This window comes from Erwinia sp. 2186 (assembly GCF_057812255.1).
Genome location: NZ_CM173824.1, coordinates 4516542 through 4539863 on the forward strand (window position 1 = coordinate 4516542; position 23322 = coordinate 4539863).

At 56.2% G+C, this 23322-nt stretch carries 22 protein-coding genes; 10 read left to right on the forward strand and 12 right to left on the reverse strand.

What is annotated here, in order from left to right; translation table 11 throughout:
• Positions 1-275 precede the first annotated feature (275 nt).
• Positions 276-824 carry a single-stranded DNA-binding protein SSB1 gene (ssb1, locus tag ACXKZG_RS21050; RefSeq protein WP_013200372.1) on the reverse strand — a complete coding sequence of 183 codons (549 nt, stop codon included), beginning with the start codon at positions 822-824 and terminating at the stop codon, positions 276-278.
• A 304-nt stretch (positions 825-1128) separates the two neighbouring features.
• Between ssb1 and uvrA the strand changes: the two genes are divergently transcribed.
• Both uvrA and ACXKZG_RS21060 read left to right on the forward strand, forming a co-directional pair.
• The gene (gene uvrA, locus ACXKZG_RS21055) at positions 1129-3960 is read left to right on the forward strand and encodes an excinuclease ABC subunit UvrA (protein WP_013200371.1); all 2832 of its coding nucleotides are present in this window, start codon (positions 1129-1131) and stop codon (positions 3958-3960) included.
• 374 nt (positions 3961-4334) lie between these two features.
• Positions 4335-5390: an NAD(P)-dependent alcohol dehydrogenase gene (locus ACXKZG_RS21060; RefSeq protein WP_013200370.1), complete on the forward strand. Its 1056-nt coding sequence runs from the start codon at positions 4335-4337 to the stop codon at positions 5388-5390.
• 108 nt (positions 5391-5498) lie between these two features.
• Here the strand turns inward: ACXKZG_RS21060 and ACXKZG_RS21065 are convergent, their stop codons facing one another.
• Positions 5499-6149, reverse strand: a complete 651-nt coding sequence (locus ACXKZG_RS21065) for a TenA family protein (RefSeq protein ID WP_488875447.1) — start codon at positions 6147-6149, stop codon at positions 5499-5501.
• Positions 6150-6995, reverse strand: coding sequence for a BtpA/SgcQ family protein (locus ACXKZG_RS21070; RefSeq protein WP_488875448.1), 846 nt, complete (start codon positions 6993-6995; stop codon positions 6150-6152). It abuts the gene before it with no gap.
• Between the two features lie 27 nt (positions 6996-7022).
• Between ACXKZG_RS21070 and ACXKZG_RS21075 the strand changes: the two genes are divergently transcribed.
• Positions 7023-7883, forward strand: a complete 861-nt coding sequence (locus ACXKZG_RS21075) for a PfkB family carbohydrate kinase (protein ID WP_488875449.1) — start codon at positions 7023-7025, stop codon at positions 7881-7883.
• Between the two features lie 36 nt (positions 7884-7919).
• Here the strand turns inward: ACXKZG_RS21075 and ACXKZG_RS21080 are convergent, their stop codons facing one another.
• Positions 7920-8873 (reverse strand): ABC transporter substrate-binding protein, encoded by a 954-nt coding sequence (locus ACXKZG_RS21080; protein ID WP_013200366.1) that lies wholly within the window; start codon positions 8871-8873, stop codon positions 7920-7922.
• Positions 8874-9227: 354 nt separating this feature from the next.
• Between ACXKZG_RS21080 and ACXKZG_RS21085 the strand changes: the two genes are divergently transcribed.
• The 6 genes from ACXKZG_RS21085 to ACXKZG_RS21110 all read left to right on the forward strand — a co-directional run bounded on the left by ACXKZG_RS21085 (position 9228) and on the right by ACXKZG_RS21110 (position 15428).
• Positions 9228-10241 carry a LacI family DNA-binding transcriptional regulator gene (locus ACXKZG_RS21085; RefSeq protein WP_162096471.1) on the forward strand — a complete coding sequence of 338 codons (1014 nt, stop codon included), beginning with the start codon at positions 9228-9230 and terminating at the stop codon, positions 10239-10241.
• Between the two features lie 406 nt (positions 10242-10647).
• A complete protein-coding gene (locus ACXKZG_RS21090; RefSeq protein ID WP_162096478.1) occupies positions 10648-11394 on the forward strand; it encodes an ATP-binding cassette domain-containing protein in 747 nt (248 codons plus the stop codon).
• Between the two features lie 19 nt (positions 11395-11413).
• The gene (locus ACXKZG_RS21095; RefSeq protein ID WP_191907225.1) at positions 11414-12415 is read left to right on the forward strand and encodes an ABC transporter permease; all 1002 of its coding nucleotides are present in this window, start codon (positions 11414-11416) and stop codon (positions 12413-12415) included.
• Between the two features lie 3 nt (positions 12416-12418).
• Positions 12419-13498, forward strand: a complete 1080-nt coding sequence (locus ACXKZG_RS21100; protein ID WP_134823237.1) for a phosphotriesterase family protein — start codon at positions 12419-12421, stop codon at positions 13496-13498.
• 12 nt (positions 13499-13510) lie between these two features.
• Positions 13511-14266, forward strand: a complete 756-nt coding sequence (locus tag ACXKZG_RS21105) for a glutamine amidotransferase (protein WP_151038507.1) — start codon at positions 13511-13513, stop codon at positions 14264-14266.
• 43 nt (positions 14267-14309) lie between these two features.
• Positions 14310-15428 (forward strand): M20 family metallopeptidase, encoded by a 1119-nt coding sequence (locus tag ACXKZG_RS21110; RefSeq protein WP_488875450.1) that lies wholly within the window; start codon positions 14310-14312, stop codon positions 15426-15428.
• A 3-nt stretch (positions 15429-15431) separates the two neighbouring features.
• On the opposite strand, the gene ACXKZG_RS21115 is transcribed toward ACXKZG_RS21110, so the two are convergent.
• From ACXKZG_RS21115 to dnaB, 6 genes are all read right to left on the reverse strand, one after another.
• Positions 15432-15764, reverse strand: coding sequence for an MmcQ/YjbR family DNA-binding protein (locus tag ACXKZG_RS21115; protein ID WP_013200359.1), 333 nt, complete (start codon positions 15762-15764; stop codon positions 15432-15434).
• A gap of 90 nt (positions 15765-15854) precedes the next feature.
• Positions 15855-16271, reverse strand: a complete 417-nt coding sequence (locus tag ACXKZG_RS21120; RefSeq protein ID WP_346595306.1) for a secondary thiamine-phosphate synthase enzyme YjbQ — start codon at positions 16269-16271, stop codon at positions 15855-15857.
• 38 nt (positions 16272-16309) lie between these two features.
• Entirely contained in the window at positions 16310-17503 is a 1194-nt protein-coding gene (locus ACXKZG_RS21125) for an amino acid aminotransferase (protein WP_013200357.1), read from the reverse strand.
• A gap of 47 nt (positions 17504-17550) precedes the next feature.
• Positions 17551-18165 (reverse strand): YitT family protein, encoded by a 615-nt coding sequence (locus ACXKZG_RS21130; protein WP_013200356.1) that lies wholly within the window; start codon positions 18163-18165, stop codon positions 17551-17553.
• Between the two features lie 257 nt (positions 18166-18422).
• Entirely contained in the window at positions 18423-18887 is a 465-nt protein-coding gene (locus tag ACXKZG_RS21135; protein ID WP_471720713.1) for an Lrp/AsnC family transcriptional regulator, read from the reverse strand.
• 120 nt (positions 18888-19007) lie between these two features.
• Positions 19008-20423, reverse strand: a complete 1416-nt coding sequence (gene dnaB / locus ACXKZG_RS21140) for a replicative DNA helicase (protein ID WP_013200354.1) — start codon at positions 20421-20423, stop codon at positions 19008-19010.
• 95 nt (positions 20424-20518) lie between these two features.
• Here dnaB and ACXKZG_RS21145 point away from each other — a divergent pair, with 95 nt between their 5' ends.
• Positions 20519-21499: a quinone oxidoreductase gene (locus ACXKZG_RS21145; protein ID WP_488875451.1), complete on the forward strand. Its 981-nt coding sequence runs from the start codon at positions 20519-20521 to the stop codon at positions 21497-21499.
• Positions 21500-21746: 247 nt separating this feature from the next.
• On the opposite strand, the gene pspG is transcribed toward ACXKZG_RS21145, so the two are convergent.
• On the reverse strand, positions 21747-21977 hold the full coding sequence (pspG, locus tag ACXKZG_RS21150) for an envelope stress response protein PspG (protein WP_013200352.1): 231 nt from the start codon (positions 21975-21977) through the stop codon (positions 21747-21749).
• Positions 21978-22188: 211 nt separating this feature from the next.
• On the reverse strand, positions 22189-23184 hold the full coding sequence (gene dusA / locus ACXKZG_RS21155) for a tRNA dihydrouridine(20/20a) synthase DusA (RefSeq protein WP_013200351.1): 996 nt from the start codon (positions 23182-23184) through the stop codon (positions 22189-22191).
• Positions 23185-23322: the final 138 nt, after the last annotated feature.

The window sequence follows — 23322 nt, forward strand, 5'->3', positions numbered from 1 at the left end:
ATTATTGGAAGCTGAGGCTTCTTTTTTGTCTTTCTACGCCGGTGCAGCTTGCCACTGTTATCCGGCTGAACTCACATCAGGCGCGATGCGCACGAAATGAGAATGTGAATAGTAATCATTTGGCTTCAAGGAATCTTGCAAAGGTTCACTGCGATTACGTAACAGAATGTAAAGCGAGGGAAAGCGGAGGGATACGGGGAGAAAGCTGGTCGCGCAGGCATAAAAAAACCCCGCCGGAGCGGGGTTTTTAAGGGAGGTTCAACGACGTTCTGAAATCAGAATGGGATATCGTCGTCAAAGTCCATTGGTGGCTCGTTGTTAGCCGGCGCGCTGTTCTGCTGTGGCTGAGCCTGCGGACGTGCCTGCTGGCCTCCGCTGAACTGGTTGCCGCCGCTCTGTGGCTGCTGTGGCTGGCCCCAGCCGTTGTTGCTGCCCTGACCGCCGCCGCCAGCCGGTGCGCCTGCACCGCCACCCTGACGTCCACCCAGCATCTGCATGGTGCCGCCAACGTTGACGACCACTTCGGTGGTGTACTTCTCAACGCCAGCCTGGTCAGTCCATTTACGGGTCTGCAGTGCGCCTTCGATATACACCTGAGAACCTTTACGCAGGTACTCTGCCGCGACTTCCGCCAGTTTGCCAAACAGCACAACGCGGTGCCATTCGGTTTTTTCTTTGGTTTCGCCGGTTTGCTTGTCACGCCAGCTTTCGGACGTGGCCAGCGTGATGTTGGCAACGGCGCCGCCATTAGGCATGTAGCGGACTTCCGGATCTTGACCCAGGTTGCCCACCAGGATCACTTTGTTTACGCCTCTGCTGGCCATGTTCGAGTCTCCGATAATTGTTCTGCTTTAAGTCTAAGCCGGAAATTCTAACATGCCACTCCCTGAGATCCTACTTTCAGATCCGGATCTCAAAGGCCTTTATCACGCTTGCGCCGTTGCAGATTGCGGCCTGAGCAGGATCGAGATTTTTTACGGTCCTGTCGCAGCCTGCAACAGGATCCTGCTGAGTGCTTTCGGCAAAACACTGGATATCCAATCAGGTTATTTTGTGCCATAATTACAGGCTTAATTCTGGCCATGCCGGACCGGCATGGTGAGATCTGTGTTAATCCGGGAATTGTGAATGGATAAGATCGAAGTACGGGGTGCACGCACCCATAATTTGAAAAATATCAACCTGACCATCCCGCGCGACAAACTGATCGTTGTCACCGGCTTGTCAGGTTCCGGTAAGTCCTCGCTGGCGTTTGATACGCTGTACGCCGAGGGGCAACGCCGTTATGTAGAATCCCTGTCGGCCTATGCGCGCCAGTTTCTCTCGCTGATGGAGAAACCGGATGTCGATCATATCGAAGGTTTGTCGCCAGCCATTTCGATCGAACAGAAATCCACCTCACACAACCCGCGTTCCACCGTGGGCACGATCACTGAAATTCATGACTACCTGCGCCTGCTGTTTGCCCGCGTCGGCGAGCCGCGCTGCCCGGATCATGACATTCCGCTGGCGGCACAGACCGTCAGCCAGATGGTGGATAACGTGCTGGCGCTGCCAGAAGGCCGCCGCCTGATGCTGCTGGCGCCGATCGTGAAAGAGCGTAAGGGCGAGCACACTAAAACGCTGGAGAACCTGGCCTCGCAGGGCTATATCCGCGCCCGTATCGATGGGGAAGTGTGCGATCTTTCCGATCCGCCGAAGCTGGAACTGCAAAAGAAACACACCATTGAAGTGGTCGTCGATCGCTTTAAGGTGCGTGAAGATCTGCAGCAGCGGCTGGCAGAGTCGTTCGAAACGGCGCTGGAGCTCTCCGGTGGCACCGCCGTGGTGGCGGATATGGACGATGAAAAAGCGGAAGAGCTGGTGTTCTCCGCGAACTTCGCCTGCCCGGTCTGTGGCTACAGCATGACCGAACTGGAACCACGCCTGTTCTCCTTTAACAACCCGGCCGGTGCCTGCCCAACCTGTGATGGCCTGGGCGTGCAGCAGTATTTCGATCCTGACCGGGTGGTACAGAATCCTGAGCTGTCGCTGGCGGGCGGCGCAATCCGTGGTTGGGATCGCCGTAACTTTTATTACTTCCAGATGCTGCGCTCGCTGGCGGAGCACCTGAAATTTGATATCGAATCGCCGTTTGAGTCGCTGGAAGATCATGCCCGTCAGGTGATCCTATTTGGCTCCGGTAAAGAGACCATCGAGTTTAAGTACATCAACGATCGCGGCGACACCTCGGTGCGTCGCCACCCGTTTGAAGGCGTGCTGCACAATATGGAGCGCCGCTATAAAGAGACCGAATCTTCCGCCGTGCGCGAAGATCTGGCGAAATTTATCAGCAACCGCTCCTGCACCAGCTGCCACGGCACCCGTTTGAAGCGCGAGGCGCGCCACGTGTTTGTTGAAAACACCACGTTGCCGACCATTTCCGATATGAGCATCGGCCATGCGATGGAGTTCTTCCAGAACATGAAGCTGAGCGGCCAGCGTGCGCAGATTGCCGAAAAAGTGCTGAAAGAGATTGGCGACCGCCTGAAGTTCCTGGTTAACGTCGGTCTGAACTACCTTTCGATGTCACGCTCCGCCGACACGCTGTCCGGTGGTGAAGCGCAGCGTATCCGTCTGGCAAGCCAGATTGGTGCGGGCCTGGTCGGCGTAATGTACGTGCTGGATGAGCCGTCAATCGGTCTGCATCAGCGCGATAACGAACGCCTGCTGGAAACGCTGGTGCATCTGCGCGACCTCGGTAATACGGTGATTGTGGTTGAGCATGATGAAGATGCGATCCGCGCCGCAGACCACGTGATTGATATCGGGCCCGGTGCCGGTGTGCATGGCGGCCAGGTGGTGGCGGAAGGCACCGTTGATGACATTATGGCGGTGGAGGAATCGCTGACCGGTCAGTACCTTAGCGGCAAGCGCGGTATCGCCATCCCGAAAGAACGCGTGAAGGCCGATCCGAGTAAAGTGCTGAAGCTTACAGGCGCGAAGGGCAACAACCTGAAGGATGTGACGCTGTCGCTGCCGGTCGGGTTATTCAGCTGCATTACTGGCGTCTCCGGTTCCGGTAAATCCACGCTGATCAACGATACGCTGTTCCCGATTGCCCAGCGTCAGCTGAACGGGGCGACCATCGCCGAAGCGGCACCGTATCGCGATATCACCGGCATGGAAAACTTCGATAAGGTTATCGATATCGACCAGAGCCCGATTGGCCGTACGCCGCGCTCGAACCCGGCCACCTACACCGGTATTTTCACCCCGGTGCGTGAACTGTTTGCCGGCGTGCCGGAATCCCGTACGCGCGGGTACACGCCTGGACGTTTCAGCTTTAACGTCCGTGGCGGCCGCTGCGAAGCCTGTCAGGGCGACGGTGTGATCAAGGTAGAGATGCACTTTTTACCGGACATTTATGTGCCGTGCGACCAGTGCAAAGGCAAGCGCTATAACCGTGAAACGCTGGAAGTGAAGTACAAAGGCAAGAACATTCACGAAGTGCTGGAAATGACCATTGAAGAAGCCCGCGAGTTCTTTGATGCCGTGCCTGCACTGGCGCGTAAGCTGCAAACGCTGATGGACGTCGGCCTGTCTTATATCCGACTGGGCCAGTCGGCGACCACCCTTTCAGGCGGTGAAGCGCAGCGCGTGAAGCTGGCGAGAGAACTCTCCAAGCGCGGTACCGGCCAGACGCTGTATATCCTTGATGAGCCGACCACCGGTTTGCACTTCGCGGATATTCAGCAGTTGCTGGAAGTGCTGCATCAGCTGCGTGACCAGGGCAACACCATCGTGGTGATTGAGCACAACCTTGATGTGATCAAAACCGCGGACTGGATTGTCGATCTGGGTCCGGAAGGCGGCAGCGGCGGCGGGATGATCCTCGCCTCCGGCACGCCGGAAACGGTCGCAATGTGCAAAGAGTCGCACACGGCACGCTTCCTGAAACCGCTGTTGAATCTGGATTAAGCTAGCTGCCGTTTATCGCAAGGATAAGCGGGAGATTCAGGACAGTTCGGGCAAAGTGTGAGCAAGGGGCGGATTTCATCGCCCCTTGTTTTTTTCGCCGCCGTCCGCCGGGCGGATGACAGTTTTATTTGATTTACATGAAGAAATAAACTCCACACTCAGCAACAAATTAGCGTCCTTTTCCCCTTCCTTTTGCCGCTTCAGAGCAAATCCTGCAGGATCAGGCAAGATTTAGACAGGTTCCGGCATACCCCCTTTGCCAATAGCTAACTATCCTTAATAGGCTCGACTCCCTACACCGATTCTGCCAGCACGGTCTGTCAGAACATCCTCTAAGCAATAAGTTCTAAACACTTTCAATGACTGGAGACACCATGAATATTACGCATGCTTATGCCGCACAGGACGCCAAATCAAAGCTGGCTCCGTTTGAGTTCCAGCCGCGCGAACTGCGTGAACACGATGTCCAGATTGAAGTTATGTTCTGTGGCGTCTGCCACTCGGATCTGCATCAGGCCCGTAACGAGTGGAAAAACACCATTTTTCCTGTCGTCCCTGGCCATGAAATCGTCGGCCGTGTTACCGCTGTTGGTGGACACACCCATAAATATAAAGTGGGCGATTTAGTTGGCGTTGGCTGTCTGGTTGATTCCTGTCGCGAGTGCGACAGCTGTAAAGAAGACCTGGAGCAGTACTGTGAAAACGGTTTCACCGGCACGTATAACGGCGAAGACCGCATTTCCGGCGACATCACCTACGGCGGCTACTCCACTCAGGTAATTGTTAACGAAGACTTCGTGCTGCGTATTCCTGAAAACCTGGATCCGGCTGGCGCAGCGCCACTGCTGTGTGCAGGCATCACAACCTTCTCGCCTCTGCACCACTGGAAAGTGGGTCCGGGTAAAAAAGTCGGTATCGTTGGTCTCGGCGGCCTGGGTCACATGGGCGTGAAAATTGCTCATGCGATGGGCGCACACGTGGTGCTGTTCACCACTTCGCCCTCTAAAATCGAAGACGGCAAGCGCCTGGGCGCAGATGAAGTGGTCATTTCCAAAGATCCTGAGCAGATGGCGGCGCACACCAACAGCTTCGACTTTATTCTGAACACCGTTGCCGCTCAGCACGATCTGAACCAGTTCATCACCCTGCTGCGTCGCGATGGCACCATGACCCTGGTCGGCGTGCCAGAGCATGACCATCCGGCACCCCAGGTGGTTAACCTGGTGTTCAAACGTCGTAGCGTGGCCGGTTCTCTGATCGGTGGCATCAAAGAAACGCAGGAGATGCTGGATTTCTGCGGTAAGCACAACATCACCTCTGATATCGAAATGATCAAGATGGATGAAGTGAACGACGCCTACGAACGTATGCTGAAAAGCGATGTGAAATACCGCTTTGTGATCGACATCGATACCTTACGCAACCAGTAAGGCCGATGGGCACAACCGGCCTCAGATTGTCGTGGCCGGATAATAAAGAAAGGGCGGAATGATTTCCGCCCTTTTTTGCGTCTGAACCGCCGGACACTCCCTCGCCCGTCAGCTTGCTTCCGCATAGGCGGCGCTATGGAAATCAATTTCCCACTTCAGTACCTTGCCATACAGGTCAGACAGCGCGAATTTCTGCTCGGCGCTCAGTTGTGTCGCACAGCGATCCAACTCCGTTTTTAACCAGCTGGCCTGCTGGAAAAATTCCTCTTCCGCGTGCAGCTCAATCCACCGTCGCACATCTTCATCGGATTGCGTTTTCAGGCTGACGCGCTTGCACCAGTGGTAGTACATCCACTCTGCGCCGAACATCAAGGTGATGATCTCTTCATAGCTGCCGCGCTGGGCCACGTTCAGCATGCCGTCGCGAAATCGTCTGACGCCAGGCAGATCGTCCGGATAATAGGCCGGATTGACCTGCCGTTTGGCCAGCACCGTGTCAAACCAGGCGATCTGCGTATCGACCAGCGCATTCAGCACGCCGATCAACCAGCGCTGCTGACGAATATCGGGCGCTTTACTGACGCCCAGCGCGAAGATGGCGATGGCGGTGGCGACAAAGTTACCTTCAAACACCAGGTAGCGATTGAAAACGTCGGCAGACAAAACGTCCTGCTCAATCTCGCAGACAAAGCGATGCTGCTGCATCTCATGCCAGGCTCCCTGATGCTCCCGCAGCAAACGATCGCTGAAGGTTTCCATCTATTCGCCCTCCAACACGGATGCCGCCGCAGCCATAAAATGCTTCACCCGCGCCAGCTCGACCTCATTCCACCAGACGCCATCCACCTTGAGCGCGCTGGCGACGATCACGCCCTGGGTACGCGACAGGATCTGCCCAACGTTATCCGGCGTAACGCCCGATCCCACCAGCAGCGGCAATTCGGTGGCACTGCGGATCTCATCAATTTCGCTCAGCGTGGCGCTGTCGCCGGTGCGCTGACCGGTGGCGATCACCGCATCGGCTTCAAAGAAGTCGACGTCACGGGTCAGTTCCTGAATTGAGCGGTCGGCGACGATGGCATGGCTGCCATGCTTCACGTGGCTGTCGGCAAAGACCTTAATGTGTTCGGCGCGCAGCTGGCTGCGATAGCGCAGCGCTTTGGCCGCCGCACCTTCAATAAAGCCCTCGTTGGCGATGTAGGCGTTGGCCCATTGATTGACGCGGATAAAGTCGGCGCCGCCGGCAAGCGCGGTAGCCAGCGCAGGGATCGCCGCATTTGCCAGCACGTTGATGCCTAACGGCACGTTAAAACGGGTGCGCACCTTTTCGGTGATCACTGCCATCAGCGCCGCGGTTTCCGGGCCGATATCTTCCGGTTTGGAAAAAGGAATATCGCCGTGATTTTCAATTATCAGACCATGAACGCCGCCGGAAACATAATTATCCGCATCGCGTAACGCACGTTCAATAATATCACCGATTGTTTTCCCTCTGTATTTCGGCGTGCCGGGGAAAGGGTCACAATGAATAACACCAATGACCACTTTCTTACGTGAAAAAATAGCTTGTATTGCGTCTGTTTTTCCTGCTGATATAGAAACCATCTTCTTCATCCTGTTCAAGGAAACACTATGCGTGTTTATGTCACCGGGAATATAGCCGTCGATGAAATCTGGTCAATTCCCGATATTCCCACAAAAGGCTCATCCATTCATGGCAATAAAACGTCACAAGATATCGGTGGCAAGGGCGCCAATCAGGCAATATTACTTTCCCGCTGCGGCATAGAAACAACGTTAGTTGCCGCGATCGGAAATGACAATAATGGCAAGTGGATCAAAGAGCAGATGCTCGCTGAACCCCTGCAACTGTTGCCTGACACGTTATTCCCTTGTCACAGTGATACCTCAATTATTTTCAATAGCGCCGACGGTGATAATGCCATTATCACCACCACCACCGCGGCGGATTCATTATCGCTCACCGGGATTACGCAGGCGCTTTCTGCCGCCCAGCCCGGTGACGTTTTGCTGCAACAGGGTAATTTCTCCATTGAGAAAACCCGTGGCCTGTTCGCGTTCGCCAAAGCCCGTGGCATGATCACCGTGTTTAACCCTTCACCGGTCAAAGCCGCCTTCGCTGAGCTCTGGTCTCTGGTCGATATTGCCGTCCTCAATCAGCATGAAGCGGCGCTGCTGAAGCCAGAAGGGGTCAAAACGTTAGTGGTCACTCACGGTTCACAGGGCGCGTTGCTCAAAACCCTTGATAACGAAGCGTTTTGTCCCGCAATTCCCGTGACTGCTGTCGACAGTACCGGAGCTGGCGATACCTTTCTGGCAGTGATGCTGGCCTCTGCGTTGCTGCGTCATACAGAGATTGATAAGTTAGCACTCACTCACGCCAGTCAGGGCGCTGCCATTACCGTTAGCCGTGCCGGAACCTACAGCGCGTTCCCCAGCATCAGCGAACTGACCGCCTTACTGCAAAACTAAACTGCAGGGCCCACAGTTTCATGTGGGCCTTCAGCCTTATTTAAACAGCGTGCGATAGGGACCGACATTGTCTTTGGTGACCACGGTTGCCGGCACCAAAATACGCTTCGGTACCGTTTTACCGGCGGTAATCTCATTCAGGGCTTTTAACGCTTCTTCGCCCATCTTCTGCGGATCCTGCTGCAATACCGCCGTGACGTAGCCACCATCAATGCCGCTGATGGCTTTCGCGGTCAGATCCCAGCCAAAGACTTTGATATCTTTCTGGCGACCCTGGTTTTCTACCGCCGCGATCGCGCCAAGCAGCGCCGGTTCACCTGTGGCATAAATTGCGGTGATATCCGGGTTACCGGTGATCAGGTTTTCCGCCGCGGTCATCGCGTTGTCCTGAATATTCTGGCCATCGACCACGTCCGCAACGGTAATCTGTTTATTGCTTTTAATCGTCTCTTCAAAGCCTTTCTGACGGTCATTCTGGATAGCCGAGTTCAGCGCACCGACGATGCCGACGCGTGCCTTGCCACCCATGTCTTTTTTAACGTAATCAACGAAGTATCGGCCGAGAATTTTGCCGCCTTCGATGTTGTCCACGCCCACCTGCGCGGCCTGAGGACCGTCTGGCAGCACGGCATCAATGGCGATGACCGGGATTTTTGCCGCTGCGGCTTCTTTAATTGCCGGCATAATGCCGTTCACATCAATCGCATCGACTAATATGCCCTTCACACCCTGCTGAATATAGTTTTCGATGGCATCATTCTGGGCAACGGGATTATCCGTGGCGTTAAAGATCACCAGATCTTTGCCGCTGGCTTTCGCCGCGTCTTGCGCACCTTTATTCATAAGGTTGAAAAACAACGCCTGCTGATTAATCTGCACTAATGCATAAGTCGGTGCTGCTGCCAGCGCCGAGGTCATATAACTGCCAGAAGCCAGTAAAACGGTTGCCAGGGCTACAATTCGCAATTTTCCGGTGTTAAAAACCATCATCATGATCCTCAATGGGAGTAAATCTCTACCTCGGCGTAAAATACACCGGGCGGAATTATGGATGGCAGGGCAAATAGTAGCGTGATGGCGTAAACACCCGGTAGAAATGGGGGCGTTAAGGTGAAACCGTGAAAAAAACATTTAGGCAGCCGGTCCATTTCGGTGCAGGGATAAAATGTCTCTTAAACGGGTGGGAATCTCTTCCCGGGTCATGCAGGTAAACTGCCTATTACAATTCTCTCTGGCCGTTTTTTTGTCAAGCGCTATTTTTGCCAGCGCGAATTGCAGCGAAAAGGGTATAACAGCGGCGCTTAACTATGTTACAGATACCCTTCTTTTTCTGATGTGGCCGGCATGATGATTAAAAAACGCGTTTTGCTCTCCGATGTGGCATCCCATGCGGGACTGTCGAAAGCGACGGTTTCCCGCTATCTGAACAACAGTATTGTGCTGCCACAAGAGACCATTGCGCGCATTGAATCCGCGATTGCCGAGCTGGATTATCGCGGAAACAGCCTCGCCCGCCGGCTGAGTAAAGGCGGTAGCGAAACGCTCGGCCTGGTGCTGCCGGATATTACCAACCCCTTCTTTGCCGAACTGGCCGATGCGGCAGAAGAAGCCGCTTTCGAACACGGTTACAGCCTGGTGCTGTGCATCACCCGGAACAATCCCGAAAAAGAGACGCAGTTTATTCGCTGGCTGGATACCTGCCAGGTTGATGGCCTGCTGTTTACCACTAACCGCCCGGATAACGGCCTGTTATGTCGGGAGATCCAGCGCCATCAGCGCATTGTCCTGCTGGATGAAGATATCCCCGGCAGCAAGGTACCAAAGGTGTTTGCCGACAACGTTCAGGGTGGCTTTATCGCCACCCAGCAGCTGATTGCCGCTGGCCACCAGCAGATCGCCTTTATCGGCGGGCCCGATGAGCTGATGAGCGTGCGCGAACGTTACCAGGGTTTTTGCACCGCGCTGGCGCAGGCCGGTTTACACTGTCCGCCAGAGTGGGTGATGTACGGCGAATATCAGCGCGAGTTCGGTCAGCAGGCGCTGCACACGCTGTTCAGCAAGGCGATCCGCCCGACGGCGATCTTTGCCGCCAGTGATTTTCTGGTGCTCGGTTTGTTAGATGGTTTGCGGGAACTGGGCCTGCGTGCACCAGAAGATTTATCGCTGGTTGGCTTCGATGACGCCAGCTACGCCGATTTCACCCAACCGCGCATTTCCACCATTCGCCAACCCGCACGGGAACTGGGCAGAACCGCGGTCAGCCTGATGCTGCGGCTGCTAAAAGGCGAGGAAAATGTCCCTGCCGAAACCCGCCTGCCGGTCACCTGGATTGGACGCGATTCCATTCAATCACGTTAGCCCGGTCCAAAATGGCGCAGTAATCGCACAACTTTGGCGCAAAAACTGTTCAACCCTTTCAGGCGATGAGCCATCTGGTAAACCGGTTTACCGATACATTTAAAATTATCCTATTAGATTACAGCCAATTAGAAATCCTCTCTCCGCCCTCCTCACAAGCCTGGCATGGAAGCTGCTTAGTCATCAGTGGCGAACAAATAGTTAGCGTTTTGTCCCGATGTGCACTGGAGACAGTTCCGCTGTTCAGGTAAACCGGTTTACAAGAAGTAGACCGCGACCAGCGGAACCCTTTTCGGCCATCACCGTCCCGGGTAATCGATGTCTGGCGAGAGGGTTTTCCCTCATAAACGAACTGCGATGGGAGTCAACGATGCAACAGCCACAGCCTGCCAGAGCGCGGGTAGAAATGGTCAATATCACCAAGACCTACGGTGCGATCCGCTCGCTGCGCGGGGTGAACCTCAAGCTGGCGCCGGGTGAAGTGTTGGGCCTGGTGGGTGATAACGGCGCGGGGAAATCCACGCTGACCAAAGTGCTTTCCGGCGCGGTGGTGCCCACCAGTGGCGCGATCCGCATTGATGGTGAAGAGATGCACTTTACCAATCCGGCGGACGCCCGCCGGTGTCATATCGAAATGGTTTATCAGGATCTGTCGCTGTGCGACACCGTTGACGTGGCCGGCAATCTGTTTATGGGCCGCGAACCGCTGAAGCATCTGCTGGGCATCCCGTTTCTCGACCAGGCAAAAATGCATGCCGATGCGCGGGAAATGCTGAAAGGATTGGGCATTTCGATTCCGGATACCCGCCTGCTGGTGCGCAATCTCTCCGGCGGTCAGCGCCAGGCGATTGCCATTGCCCGCGCGGCCGCCTTTGAGCCAAAGGTACTGATCATGGACGAACCGACCGCCGCGCTGGCGGTGGCCGAAGTGGAAGCGGTACTCGAACTGATCCGGCGCGTCAGCGCGCGTGGCGTCAGCGTTATTCTGGTCACCCACCGATTGCAGGATCTGTTCCTGGTCTGTGACCGCATCATGGTGATGTACGAAGGCACCAACGTGGCGGATCGTCAGGTGGCTGATACCAGCCTCAGCGATATCGTTAACCTGATTGTCGGCGAGAAATTCACCGCACATTCTGCCGCCGCGCACTGAGGTAAACGGGATGAGTATGATCAATTTAAGCGGTACACGCATGATCCGGCATTCGCTGCCGCGTCGCCTGCTGCACAGCCATTCTGGCGTGGTCAGTATCGCGCTGTTTTTCATCTTCTGTTGCGTGGTGTTCTCGTTTATCACCAGCAACTTTCTCAGCAGCACCAACTGGCTGAATATCATCCGTCAGAGCGCCCCGCTGCTGATTGTCGCCACCGCGATGACGCTGGTGATCACCACCGGCGGTATCGATCTGTCGGTCGGCTCCACGCTGGCGCTGGTTGGCGCGCTGTCGGCGATTGCCCTGAATAGCTGGGGACTGCCCTGGCCGGTAGTGCTGATTGGCGGCCTGATGCTCGGCGCGCTGGTTGGGGCGATCAACGGTTTCTTTATTGCTTACGAAGGCATTCCCGCCTTTATCGTCACCCTCGCCACGCTGGCGGTGGTGCGCGGGGTGGCGCTGCTGATCACCCAGGGCTATTCGATTCCAATTCCGGCTGACAGCCCGTTTACCTTGATGGGCCGCGCGTGGGTTGTAGGCATTCCGATGCCGGCATTGATTGGCATCGTGGTGCTGCTTGTCGGTCATATTGTGCTGAATCATATGCGCTTTGGCCGTTACGTCACCGCCATTGGTGCCAACACCGAAGGCGCACGCCGCAGCGGGATCAACACCAAAGCGGTAACGATGCGCGTCTATATGATCAGCGGCATGGCGGCGGCACTGGCCGGGATGATTATCACCGCACGTCTGGGCAGCGGTTCCTCCAACCAGGGCGAAGGCTTTGAATTGCAGGTGATTGCCGCAGTGGTGCTGGGCAGTACCAGCCTGTTTGGTGGCTTTGGCACCATTATCGGCACGCTGCTGGGTGCCCTGTCGATTGCCATCATTCAGAACGGTTTGATCCTGTCGCATATCTCGCCGTTTTATACCCAGATCGCCACCGGCACCATCATCCTGCTGGCGATTTGGCTGAACACCCGCATTCTTAACCCGGCGCGCGCGCCCTCGAAAGGATAGCTGATGAAAGGGTCTATTTTTCGCCATGCCGATCCCCTGCCCGTTGGGGTGAGCAGTGGCCATGTGATGACCGTATTGGGGCCGATGCCGCTGAGTGAGATGGGCGTGACGCTGATGCACGAACACATTCTGCTGGATGCGTCCGGCAAGTGGGTGGCGCCCTGCTGCTGTAGCGATCGTCATGTGGCCGAGATGCCGGTCAAAATTGAAAATCTGGGCGAGCTGTCGCTTAACCCGTTGATGAGCCGCGATAACTGCCAGCTGTTTGATGTCGATGTCGCCATCGAGGAGCTGATGAAGTACCGCGCGCTGGGCGGCCAGACGGTGATCGACCCGACCAACATTGGCATCGGCCGCGATCCCAAAGCGTTGCAACGCATTTCCCGACTGACCGGGCTGAATATCGTGATGGGCACCGGCCTGTATCTGGAGCCTTCGCATCCCGAATGGGTGAAGACTATCTCCGTCGAACAGCTGACCGAAAAGCTGATTTACGATGTCGGCGGCGCGGACGAAAAGCCGGAGGTGATTGCCGGTCTGATTGGCGAAATCGGCGTTTCCAGCCGCTTTACCGCCGATGAAGAGAAGTCGTTGCGGGCCGCCGGCCGGGCCAGCGCGGCAACGGGCGTGCCGATTGAGGTGCACCTGCCGGGTTGGGAACGACTCGGCCATAAGGTGCTGGATATTCTGGAACAGGAAGGCGCCGATCTGCGTCATACGGTGCTGTGCCATATGAACCCCAGTTTTGCTGACAAACGTTATCAGCGTGAACTGGCGCAGCGCGGGGCGTTTCTGGAATACGACATGATCGGCATGAGCTACTACTACGCCGATGAGTCTGCGCAGTCGCCTTCTGATGAAGAGAATGCGCGGGCGATCCGCGAGCTGATCGATGACGGCTATATTCAGCAAATTCTGCTGTCGCAGGATGTTTTTCTGAAAACCATGCTGACCCGCTACGGCGGCCACGGTTACGGCTACATCCTTAAACATTTCGTTCCCCGTCTGCGCCGCCATGGCGTCAGTGGTGAGCAGCTTGAAACATTAATGATTGCTAACCCGCAGCGCGTATTTGGCGGGTAAAGGGAGAGAATAATGCCAAAGAAAATTCTGCTGGTCGGTGAATCCTGGACCAGCACCTCGACACACGTTAAGGGCTTCGACCAGTTCGCCACGGCAACCTGGCACAATGGCGCCACCGATTTTCTTGCCGCGCTGGCGGACAGCGATTATGCCATCACGCATATGCCGGCCCATGAAGCGCCGGTGAGTTTTCCGCTGACGCTTGCGGGCTTACAGGAGTGGGATGCGATTATCCTTTCCGATATCGGTGCCAATACGCTGTTGCTGCATCCCGATACCTGGTTGAAGAGCCAGCGCACGCCGAACCGTCTGGCGTTGATCCACGATTATGTTGCCGCCGGCGGCAGCCTGATGATGATTGGCGGCTATTACAGTTTCCAGGGAATCAACGGTGGCGCGCGCTACCGCAACACCGCGGTGGAAAAGGTGCTGCCGGTTCGCTGCCTGGCCTGGGATGACCGGATTGAATCGCCGGAAGGCATTTATCCGGAGATCAAAGAGTCACACGCGGTGTTCAACGATATTTCCGGCGACTGGCCGTGGCTGCTGGGCTACAACGAAGTGGAGATGCATCCGGAAGGCACGCTGCTGGCGACCATCGCGGGCACTGAGCATCCTCTGGTCGCGGTGCGCCAATATCAACAAGGCCGCTCGTTAGTCTGGACCAGCGATATGTCTGCACACTGGCTGCCGACGGAGTTTGCCGCCTGGCCGGGCTATCGTCAGCTGTGGGTCAACTGTCTGGACTGGCTGACGGAGAAGGCATAATGGCCGTGGCTAACCTGCTGTCCCCACCTGAGGAGTCCGGCGCATGACCGATCGAACGCTTCAGCTTGCCCAGCGCCTGCTGGGCTTCGATACCATTAATCCGCCCGGCAACGAAGCGGCCTGCATGGCCTTTTTTGCCGGCTGGCTGGAGGACAATGGCTTTGAGGTGACGCTCAGCGGGTTCGGTGAGGATCGCGTGAACCTGATCGCGCGGATCGTCGGCGAAACCGCTGGCGATCCGCTGGGCTTCACCGGCCATCTCGATACCGTGCCGTTGGGCAATCAACGCTGGCAGCACGATCCTTTTGGATCGTCGATCGACGGGGATCGTCTGTACGGTCGTGGCGCCAGTGATATGAAAGCGGCCGTGGCGGCTTTTGCCGTGGCCTGCGTGGGCAATCTGGCGACGATCCGCAAGGGTTCAGGCGTGGTACTGCTGCTCACCGGCGGAGAAGAAACCGGCTGTGACGGGGCGAAAGCGCTGATTTCGGCTGGCGATCTGCCGGCGGTGGGCGCATTGATCGTCGGTGAACCCACGGCTAACTATCCGGTGATTGGGCATAAAGGCGCGTTGTGGTTACGGTGCGAAACGCGGGGCAAAACGGCGCACGGTGCGATGCCGGAGCTGGGGATCAACGCCATTTATCTGGCGGCGGAAGCGTTAGGCAAGATCCAGAGTTTTACGCCTGGCGCGCCTCATCCACTGATGAAGAAGCCGACAATTAACGTTGGCCGCATCCAGGGCGGGCTGAATATTAATTCGGTGCCGGACCGCACGCAGTTTGATGTGGATATTCGTACCGCACCCAATCTGCAGCACGCCACCATCCGTCAGAACCTCACCACCACGCTGGGCGAAAAGGTGATGGTGTCCACGCTGGTCGATCTGCCTGCGGTGCTGAGTGAAGAGGATAACCGCTGGATTGCCGGCGTGTATCGGCGTTGTCAGCCGCTGCACGACCAGCCGATTGAGGCGAAAATCGTCCCCTACTTTACCGATGCATCGTTGCTGTTGCCGGCAATGGGCAATCCGCCGTGCATTATTTTGGGGCCAGGAGAGCCGACCATGGCACATCAGACCGATGAGTATTGCCTGCTGAGCCGCCTTGCCGAAGCGGAAAGGCTGTATGGCCAGCTGATAGTTGACTGGCAAAACGGCTGAGTATTAATGGGCGCCGCGGGTATCCAGCGCTTTTTGCAGCGAGGCATCGACCAGATAATAGATCTGCGAATCCTTTAAGGTGCCGTCCAGCAAGACGGTGCTCCAGTGCGACTTATTCAGATGGTCGCTGGGACGGACGTCGGTATGCGCTTCACGCAGTAAATCGGCCAGCGCCGGTGTGGCTTTCAACGCCACGGCCGGTCGGCCATCCACCTCATGCACCAGCGCAAACAGCACATCATCCACTTTAATTTGCGTCGCTTTCCAGTCGCTGTGCACGCTTTGCTCCGCGCCTGGCTTATCCATACAGTAAGACAGAAGATCCGATACGTTCATCTTTTACATTCTCCTTGCAGCCTGGCAATGTTGTCGGTTTTTTGCCCGGCGTTGGTAGGTGAGTATAGGCGATCTGGCGTATCTGACGACTTATTCGCCTTGCAGCGTGGCAACAATCTGCCGCGATCCGCCCTGCACGCGGTGCTCACCGAGCCAGATCCCCTGCCATGTGCCAAGCAGCAAACGCCCACGACTGATGGGCAATAGCAGCGACGTGCCTAACAGCGACGACTTGATATGCGCGGGCATGTCATCTGCCCCCTCATAATCGTGTTTGTAAGGCGCGTTTTCCGGCACGGCGCGCAGGAAATGCTGTTCCATATCGCTGCGCACCGTTGGGTCGCAATTCTCATTCAGGGTCAAAGACGCGGAGGTGTGTTGTAGCAGCAGATGAAGCAGCCCAACCTGCACGTCGCTTAAGCGCCGCAGCTCGTCGACGATCTCTTCGGTAACCAGATGAAATCCACGAGATTTGGCGCTTAAGGTAATCGTCTGCTGATACCACATTGTCTTGTTCCTTTAACTCAATGAGTGCGGGCGTGCAGTTACATTACTGCAGCCATGGCTTCGGCCACCTGGTGAACGTTTTGGCTGTTCAGCCCGGCGACACACATGCGGCCGCTGGCGATCAGGTAGACGCCGAACTCTTCGCGCAGGCGATCAACCTGTGCTGCGCTCAGGCCGGTGTAGCTGAACATGCCACGCTGCTTCAGCAGGTAGTCGAAGCTTTTACCCGGCATCGCCTGGGTCAACGCGTCGACCAGCGCCTGACGCATAGAGGAGATACGCACGCGCATCTCTTCCACTTCGGCCAGCCAGCTGGCTTTCAGTTCAGCATCGTTCAGCACGCAGGACACCACCTGGGCACCGAAGTTGGGTGGGCTGGAGTAGTTGCGACGTACGGTCGCTTTCAGCTGGCCCAACACGCGAGAGGCTTCTTCCGCATCATCACAGACCACTGACAGGCCGCCAACGCGCTCACCGTACAGCGAGAAGATTTTAGAGAAGGAGTTGCTGACCAGCGCCGGCAAGCCTGCGGCGGCAATAACGCGGATGGCGTAGGCATCTTCTTCCATTCCGGCACCAAAGCCCTGATAGGCGATGTCGAGGAACGGGATCAGATCGCGGGTTTTCAGCACTTCGGTCACGCTGTCCCACTGGGCGTTTGTCAGGTCGGCACCGGTCGGGTTGTGGCAGCACGGGTGCAGCAACACGATGGTCTGCGCGGGCAAGGTGTTCAGCTTGGCCATGAACTGGTCAAACTTCACGCCGTTGGTCGCTTCGTCGTACCACGGATAGGTGCTGACTTCGAATCCGGCACCGCTGAAGATCGCCACATGGTTATCCCAGGTCGGATCGCTGACGCACACAGACGAGCCAGGGAAGTAGGTTTTCAGAAAATCTGCACCGACTTTCAGCGCGCCAGAGCCGCCCACCGTCTGGATGGTGGCGATGCGGCCGGCTTTCAGCGCCGGGTGATCCTGCCCAAACAGTAACGGAGCCACCGCGCTACGGTAAGGTGGCAGGCCATCCATCGGCAGGTACACCGAGGCATTCTGTGCCTGGGCCGTCAGACGCGCTTCCGCCTCCGCCACGGCTTTCAGCTGTGGGATCACACCGTGGCCGTCATAATACAGGCCGATGCTCAGGTTCACCTTTTGCGGTCGGGTATCCTGCTTGAACGTCTCCATCAGGGAGAGAATTGGATCGCCAGCGTAGGCATCAACGTTTTGAAACACGGTGCAGATCTCCATTAATTGGTGTGGTGCTGTAGGTTAACAACTTATCAGACGTAATAGCGGCCAGGGCGATGGTTCATGGCAATGATCAGATTGAGGATCAGCGCGCCAACGATTGAAGCGGCCAGCATCGGCATGGAAACCACAAATAACGACGCCAGTACCACGCAGGTATCGACGCCCATTTGCAGCTTCCCGGCACGAATACCGTACCGATCCTGCAGCCATAACGCCAGAATATTGATGCCGCCGAGGCTGGCTTTATGGCGAAACAACACTATAAACCCAATTCCCATTATCACGTTACCGAACAGTGTGGCGTAAAAGGGATCCAACGCGGAAAAGTGGATGAAAAGCGGATGTAAATGGGTGAACAGCGAAACCAGCCCGACCGCGCAGAAGGTTTTCAGGGTGAATGCCCAGCCCATGCGGCTTGCCGCCAGCCAGTAGAACGGCAGATTGATCACAAAGAAGGCCACGCCGAAAGAGGTGTGCGTCAGGTAACTGATCAGGAAGGCGATGCCCGCAGTGCTGCCGGTTAACGCACCAGCCGTTTTCAGCAGCGTAATGCCAAAGGAGACCAGCAGCGTACCAAACAGGATCGCCAGCGCATCTTCAACCAGGGTGTGGGGGACTTTTGTGGGGGAAACGACATTATCCATGGTGCTGATTCTCAGAGAAATAGTCTCTGGGTATAGCAAAAATCGCACCAATCCGGCAGTAAAGACGACTGCCGGATGGTGCCAGCGAATTATCCCATTGAATACAAGGCGCTTTACTACTTATTTTCGTGCATGAAAGACGGGCTACTCCGTCAGATCACGCACTCGAATTCTTTTTCCTACACGCTTCACGCATCAACACCGCGTTTCATGCACTAACACGATCCACCCGCGCACTGTTTTGGTGCGCTCAGCCCTCAGGCGGGGATCATCACGCCGTTCTCTTTCAGACGGGTTAACACCACGGACGTTTTGACATGAGATACGCTTTGGTGACCGGCAACCAGCTGGCTGATTAAGGCACTGAGCCCGGCCAAATCCTTCACCGCCACCTTCAGTAAATAGTCGGCATCGCCAGTGGTTTTATAGGCATCAACAATCGCTGACTGCTCGGCAACCATGCTGTGGAAGCTGTCAACGTAATCTGAAGTATGGTTAATCAGGCGCACTTCAATCAGCCCAATCATGCCTAAACCGACGGCATCCGGCGACAGCCGCGCGTGGTATCCCAGAATCAAGCCCGCCTGCTCAAGGTTGATACGGCGGCGTGAGCACTGTGAGGCAGAAAGCCCCACCAGATCGCTCAGTTCCTGATTGGTCAGACGACCATTAGTTTCAAGTAAAGTCAGTATCTTAAGGTCGAAATCATCTATCTGGGTCATTATCGATCCGGGCGGCTAATCAGGGACGCTACCCAGACAGATAACCGCATTCTTCGCCTGGTTGTCCAACACTATTTTCTGATGGATAGGCCAGGCGATGCACATTTCGTGCATGACGGGTTATTCGTCGTCGTATTGCGGGCCAGCGTAGTTATCAAAACGCGACCACTGACCGTTGAAGGTCAGGCGCACCGTGCCGATCGGGCCGTTACGCTGTTTACCCAGAATGATTTCCGCAATGCCTTTCTGATCGCTGTTTTCGTGGTAGACCTCATCACGGTAGATAAACATGATTAAGTCGGCATCCTGCTCGATGGAGCCTGATTCACGCAGGTCGGAGTTGACCGGGCGCTTATCGGCACGCTGCTCCAGCGAGCGGTTAAGCTGCGACAGCGCCACCACCGGCACCTGAAGCTCTTTCGCCAGCGCCTTAAGGGAACGGGAGATTTCGGCAATTTCTAACGTACGGTTGTCAGAAAGCGACGGCACGCGCATCAGCTGAAGGTAATCGATCATGATCATGCTCAGGCCGCCGTGTTCGCGGAAGATGCGGCGGGCACGGGAGCGGACTTCCGTCGGCGTCAGGCCCGAGGAGTCATCGATAAACATGTTCTTTTTCTCCAGCAGAATGCCCATGGTGCTGGAGATACGCGCCCAATCCTCATCATCGAGCTGGCCGGTACGGATACGGGTCTGATCGACGCGGGAAAGTGACGCCAGCATACGCATCATGATCTGTTCGCCGGGCATCTCCAGACTGAAAATCAGCACCGGTTTGTCCTGCAGCATCGCGGCGTTTTCACACAGGTTCATGGCGAAGGTGGTTTTACCCATCGCCGGACGCGCCGCGACGATAATCAGATCCGAACGCTGCAGACCGGCGGTCTTCTTGTTCAGATCCTGATAGCCGGTATCCACGCCGGTCACACCATCGTGCGGCGTCTGATACAGCGATTCGATCCTGGCGATCGTCGCCTCAAGGATCTGATCGACACTCTTCGGGCCGGTATCTTTATTGGCACGGCTTTCGGCAATCTGGAACACGCGGGATTCCGCCAGATCGAGCAGATCTTCGCTGGTGCGGCCCTGCGGATCGTAACCCGCATCGGCAATTTCATTCGCCACCGAGATCATCTCACGCACCACCGCACGTTCGCGCACGATATCCGCATAGGCGCCAATGTTCGCCGCACTTGGGGTGTTTTTCGACAGTTCGGCCAGATAGGCGAATCCGCCAACCAGATTCAGCTCGTTTTTGGTTTCCAGCGATTCAGACAGGGTGATCAAATCGATGGGTTTGCCCAGTTCCAGCAGGCGCTGCATTTCGCTGAAGATCATCCGGTGCGGGCGGCTGAAGAAGTCCAGCGCGACCACGCGTTCGGAGACGTTATCCCAGCGTTCGTTATCCAGCATTAACCCGCCCAACACGGACTGTTCCGCTTCCAGAGAATGCGGCGGCAACTTCAGGCCTTCCATCTGCCGGTCGCGCGGTTCACGGTTTTCGTTGGATTTGTTGGTGGGTTTATTTCCTGCCATAGTGATGCAATACCGAAGAGTGTGGGGACGGGCAAGTATACCCGTTTGGGATGCTGTCGTCCTCCCTCAATACAGCGGAATCAACAGGAGTGAGCATGGCAAAACGTATACAAATCAGCCAGCATGGCGGACCGGAAGTGATGCAACTGATTGATGTCGCGATCCCTGAGCCAGCGGCCGGGGAAGTGGTGGTAGAGAATAAAGCGATCGGCATTAACTACATCGATACCTATATGCGGACCGGCCTGTATCCGGCGGCATTGCCTTCTGGCCTGGGCACGGAAGCGGCTGGCGTGGTCAAGAGCGTGGGTGACGGCGTGACGGCGGTTAAGCCGGGCGATCGCGTGGTGTATGCGCAGTCGGCGTTGGGTGCCTACAGCGAGTTCCATGCAGTGCATGTCGATAAGCTGGCGTTAATTCCGGACAACATCTCCTTTGAGCAGGCCGCCGCCTCGTTCCTGAAAGGGCTGACGGTTCACTATCTGCTGCGGCAGACCTATGTGGTACAACCGGGCGAGATTTTTCTGTTCCAGGCCGCGGCGGGCGGCGTCGGTCTGATTGCCTGCCAGTGGGCGAAAGCCTTGGGCGCACATCTGATCGGCACGGTGGGTTCGGCTGAGAAAGCGCAGCGTGCGAAAGCGGCCGGCGCCTGGGCAACCATTAACTACCGCGAAGAGGACATCGCCAAACGCGTCAGCGAGTTAACCGACGGCAAGAAGGTGCGGGTGGTTTACGATTCGGTCGGCAAAGATACCTGGGAAGCGTCGCTGGACTGTCTGCAACGGCGTGGATTGATGGTCAGCTTTGGTAACTCGTCCGGCCCGGTCAGCGGCGTGAATCTGGCAATCCTCAACCAGAAAGGCTCGTTATACGTCACCCGCCCTTCCCTGAATGGCTACGTCACCAACCGCGACGCGTTAACCAGCGCCAGCAATGAGCTGTTTTCGCTGATTGGCATCGGAGCGATTAATGTCGATGTGCCGGAGCAGCAGAAGTTTGCCCTGAAGGATGCGCAGCAGGCGCACAAAACGCTGGAGAGTCGGGCTACGCAAGGCTCAAGCCTGCTGATCCCCTGATCGTCGGTTGCGGTAATTTTCCCGATCGCCAGATGCAAACAGGGCTTCCCGTAGGAAGCCCCTTTTTTTTTTTTTAGTTCGCGCTGGTTGTAGGGTCAGAGCGATGAATTCGTGTCAATTCAGTGGAAACATCCTGGCAGAATTCATAAGTAAATAATATGTTTAATTGCTGATTCGTCTATGCAATATGCCATCTTGTGATCCAGTGCGCATTCTTTACGGTAATTTACCGTCTAACACGTTGATATTACCGGGATAACCAACGGTCCAGTTTCGAGTTCGGTTTTTTATACGCGCGATAAATCCATACCGCCACCACCGCCAACGCCAGCCAAGGCAACAATTTTATAACAATCGCCAGCATGCCGCCAAAGAACATCACCACGGTAGCGACGACCAGCGCGGCGATAATGCCGAGCACGGAAATACCGGTCAGCAGCAGCATGACAAAGAAGCCAAGCACAAATAAGATTTCCATCAGGTTCGCTCCAGAGAAAAGATTCCTCAGAGACTATTACAAGAAGCGTGCCAGGATTGGGATTGGATTAAGTGATTGAATTGAATGAGATGGAATAAACAGCGGTGAAGTGCACCTGGTGAAATTGATGACTAATTGGTGAAGCGGTGACGATAATCGCACAGTTCAAACCGTCGCGGCTTGACCTGTGCGTTCATCCTGGTGCTGACGCTTAAACCGCGGCCGGGATTTTATCCGCCACCAGCGCCAACGCCTGCTCAACCGTTTCGATATTGGCTCCCGGCTTATGGGCATTCTCGCTCAGGTGACGTCGCCACTGGCGCGCGCCCGGAATGCCCTGGAACAGGCCCAACATATGGCGCGTGATGTGACCAAGATAGGTGCCGTTCGCCAGTTCAGCCTCAATGTACGGGTACATTGCCCGCACAACGGCCACCGGATCCGGGGCGGGCAACTCGCTGCCAAACAGTTCGCGATCGACCTGCGCCAGCAGCCCAGGATTCTGATACGCCTCACGGCCCATCATCACGCCATCGACGTGCTGCAAATGCACTTTGGCTTCTGCCAGCGACTTGATGCCGCCATTGATCGACATCGTCAGATGCGGGAAATCACGCTTCAGCTGATAGACGCGTTCGTAATCCAGTGGCGGGATTTCGCGGTTCTCTTTCGGGCTCAGCCCCGACAGCCAGGCCTTGCGGGCATGAATGATAAAGCTGTCGCAACCGCCCTGCTCGGACACCTGACGGATAAACTCACAGAGGAATTCATAGCTGTCCTGCTCGTCAATACCGATGCGGGTTTTCACCGTCACCGGGATCGACACCTGGTCGCGCATCGCTTTAATGCCATCGGCGACCAGCGCCGGTTCGCCCATCAGGCAGGCACCGAAGCGGCCGTTCTGCACACGATCCGACGGACAGCCGACGTTCAGATTGATTTCGTTGTAGCCTCGCGCTTCCGCCTGCTTCGCGCATTCGGCCAGCGCCGCAGCGTCATAGCCGCCCAGCTGCAGGGCAACAGGCTGTTCTGCCTGATTCCACGCCAGATAATCGCCTTTGCCATGCACAATGGCACCGGTGGTAACCATCTCGGTGTACAGCAGGGAATGACGCGTTAACTGACGCAGGAAATAACGGCAATGACGGTCGGTCCAGTCAAGCATCGGGGCAACGGAAAAACGGTGTGCAGGTAAAATCTGGGTCATAAAGCGCGCAAACTCGGTGTGATTAACAAATGACGATAATGTGCGCAATGATAACACGCCTGCCGACGGAGACACACCTTCAGCACGCGGGCTAACGCATTATCGCGGGCATTGCCGCCGTTAACCGCTGCGACGGTG

What these genes read in the sequence shown, in the direction of transcription:
- pspG (WP_013200352.1), bottom strand. Translation starts at nt 21,977, where the DNA reads ATGGAAATCTTATTTGTGCTTGGCTTCTTTGTCATGCTGCTGCTGACC.
- ACXKZG_RS21105 (WP_151038507.1), top strand. Translation starts at nt 13,511, where the DNA reads ATGCCAAAGAAAATTCTGCTGGTCGGTGAATCCTGGACCAGCACCTCG.
- ACXKZG_RS21065 (WP_488875447.1), bottom strand. Translation starts at nt 6,149, where the DNA reads ATGGAAACCTTCAGCGATCGTTTGCTGCGGGAGCATCAGGGAGCCTGG.
- ACXKZG_RS21070 (WP_488875448.1), bottom strand. Translation starts at nt 6,995, where the DNA reads ATGGTTTCTATATCAGCAGGAAAAACAGACGCAATACAAGCTATTTTT.
- dusA (WP_013200351.1), bottom strand. Translation starts at nt 23,184, where the DNA reads ATGACCCAGATTTTACCTGCACACCGTTTTTCCGTTGCCCCGATGCTT.
- ACXKZG_RS21075 (WP_488875449.1), top strand. Translation starts at nt 7,023, where the DNA reads ATGCGTGTTTATGTCACCGGGAATATAGCCGTCGATGAAATCTGGTCA.
- ACXKZG_RS21120 (WP_346595306.1), bottom strand. Translation starts at nt 16,271, where the DNA reads ATGTGGTATCAGCAGACGATTACCTTAAGCGCCAAATCTCGTGGATTT.
- ACXKZG_RS21115 (WP_013200359.1), bottom strand. Translation starts at nt 15,764, where the DNA reads ATGAACGTATCGGATCTTCTGTCTTACTGTATGGATAAGCCAGGCGCG.
- ACXKZG_RS21100 (WP_134823237.1), top strand. Translation starts at nt 12,419, where the DNA reads ATGAAAGGGTCTATTTTTCGCCATGCCGATCCCCTGCCCGTTGGGGTG.
- ACXKZG_RS21130 (WP_013200356.1), bottom strand. Translation starts at nt 18,165, where the DNA reads ATGGATAATGTCGTTTCCCCCACAAAAGTCCCCCACACCCTGGTTGAA.
- uvrA (WP_013200371.1), top strand. Translation starts at nt 1,129, where the DNA reads ATGGATAAGATCGAAGTACGGGGTGCACGCACCCATAATTTGAAAAAT.
- ACXKZG_RS21085 (WP_162096471.1), top strand. Translation starts at nt 9,228, where the DNA reads ATGATGATTAAAAAACGCGTTTTGCTCTCCGATGTGGCATCCCATGCG.
- ACXKZG_RS21080 (WP_013200366.1), bottom strand. Translation starts at nt 8,873, where the DNA reads ATGATGGTTTTTAACACCGGAAAATTGCGAATTGTAGCCCTGGCAACC.
- ACXKZG_RS21135 (WP_471720713.1), bottom strand. Translation starts at nt 18,887, where the DNA reads ATGACCCAGATAGATGATTTCGACCTTAAGATACTGACTTTACTTGAA.
- ACXKZG_RS21060 (WP_013200370.1), top strand. Translation starts at nt 4,335, where the DNA reads ATGAATATTACGCATGCTTATGCCGCACAGGACGCCAAATCAAAGCTG.
- ACXKZG_RS21090 (WP_162096478.1), top strand. Translation starts at nt 10,648, where the DNA reads ATGGTCAATATCACCAAGACCTACGGTGCGATCCGCTCGCTGCGCGGG.
- ssb1 (WP_013200372.1), bottom strand. Translation starts at nt 824, where the DNA reads ATGGCCAGCAGAGGCGTAAACAAAGTGATCCTGGTGGGCAACCTGGGT.
- ACXKZG_RS21145 (WP_488875451.1), top strand. Translation starts at nt 20,519, where the DNA reads ATGGCAAAACGTATACAAATCAGCCAGCATGGCGGACCGGAAGTGATG.
- ACXKZG_RS21110 (WP_488875450.1), top strand. Translation starts at nt 14,310, where the DNA reads ATGACCGATCGAACGCTTCAGCTTGCCCAGCGCCTGCTGGGCTTCGAT.
- dnaB (WP_013200354.1), bottom strand. Translation starts at nt 20,423, where the DNA reads ATGGCAGGAAATAAACCCACCAACAAATCCAACGAAAACCGTGAACCG.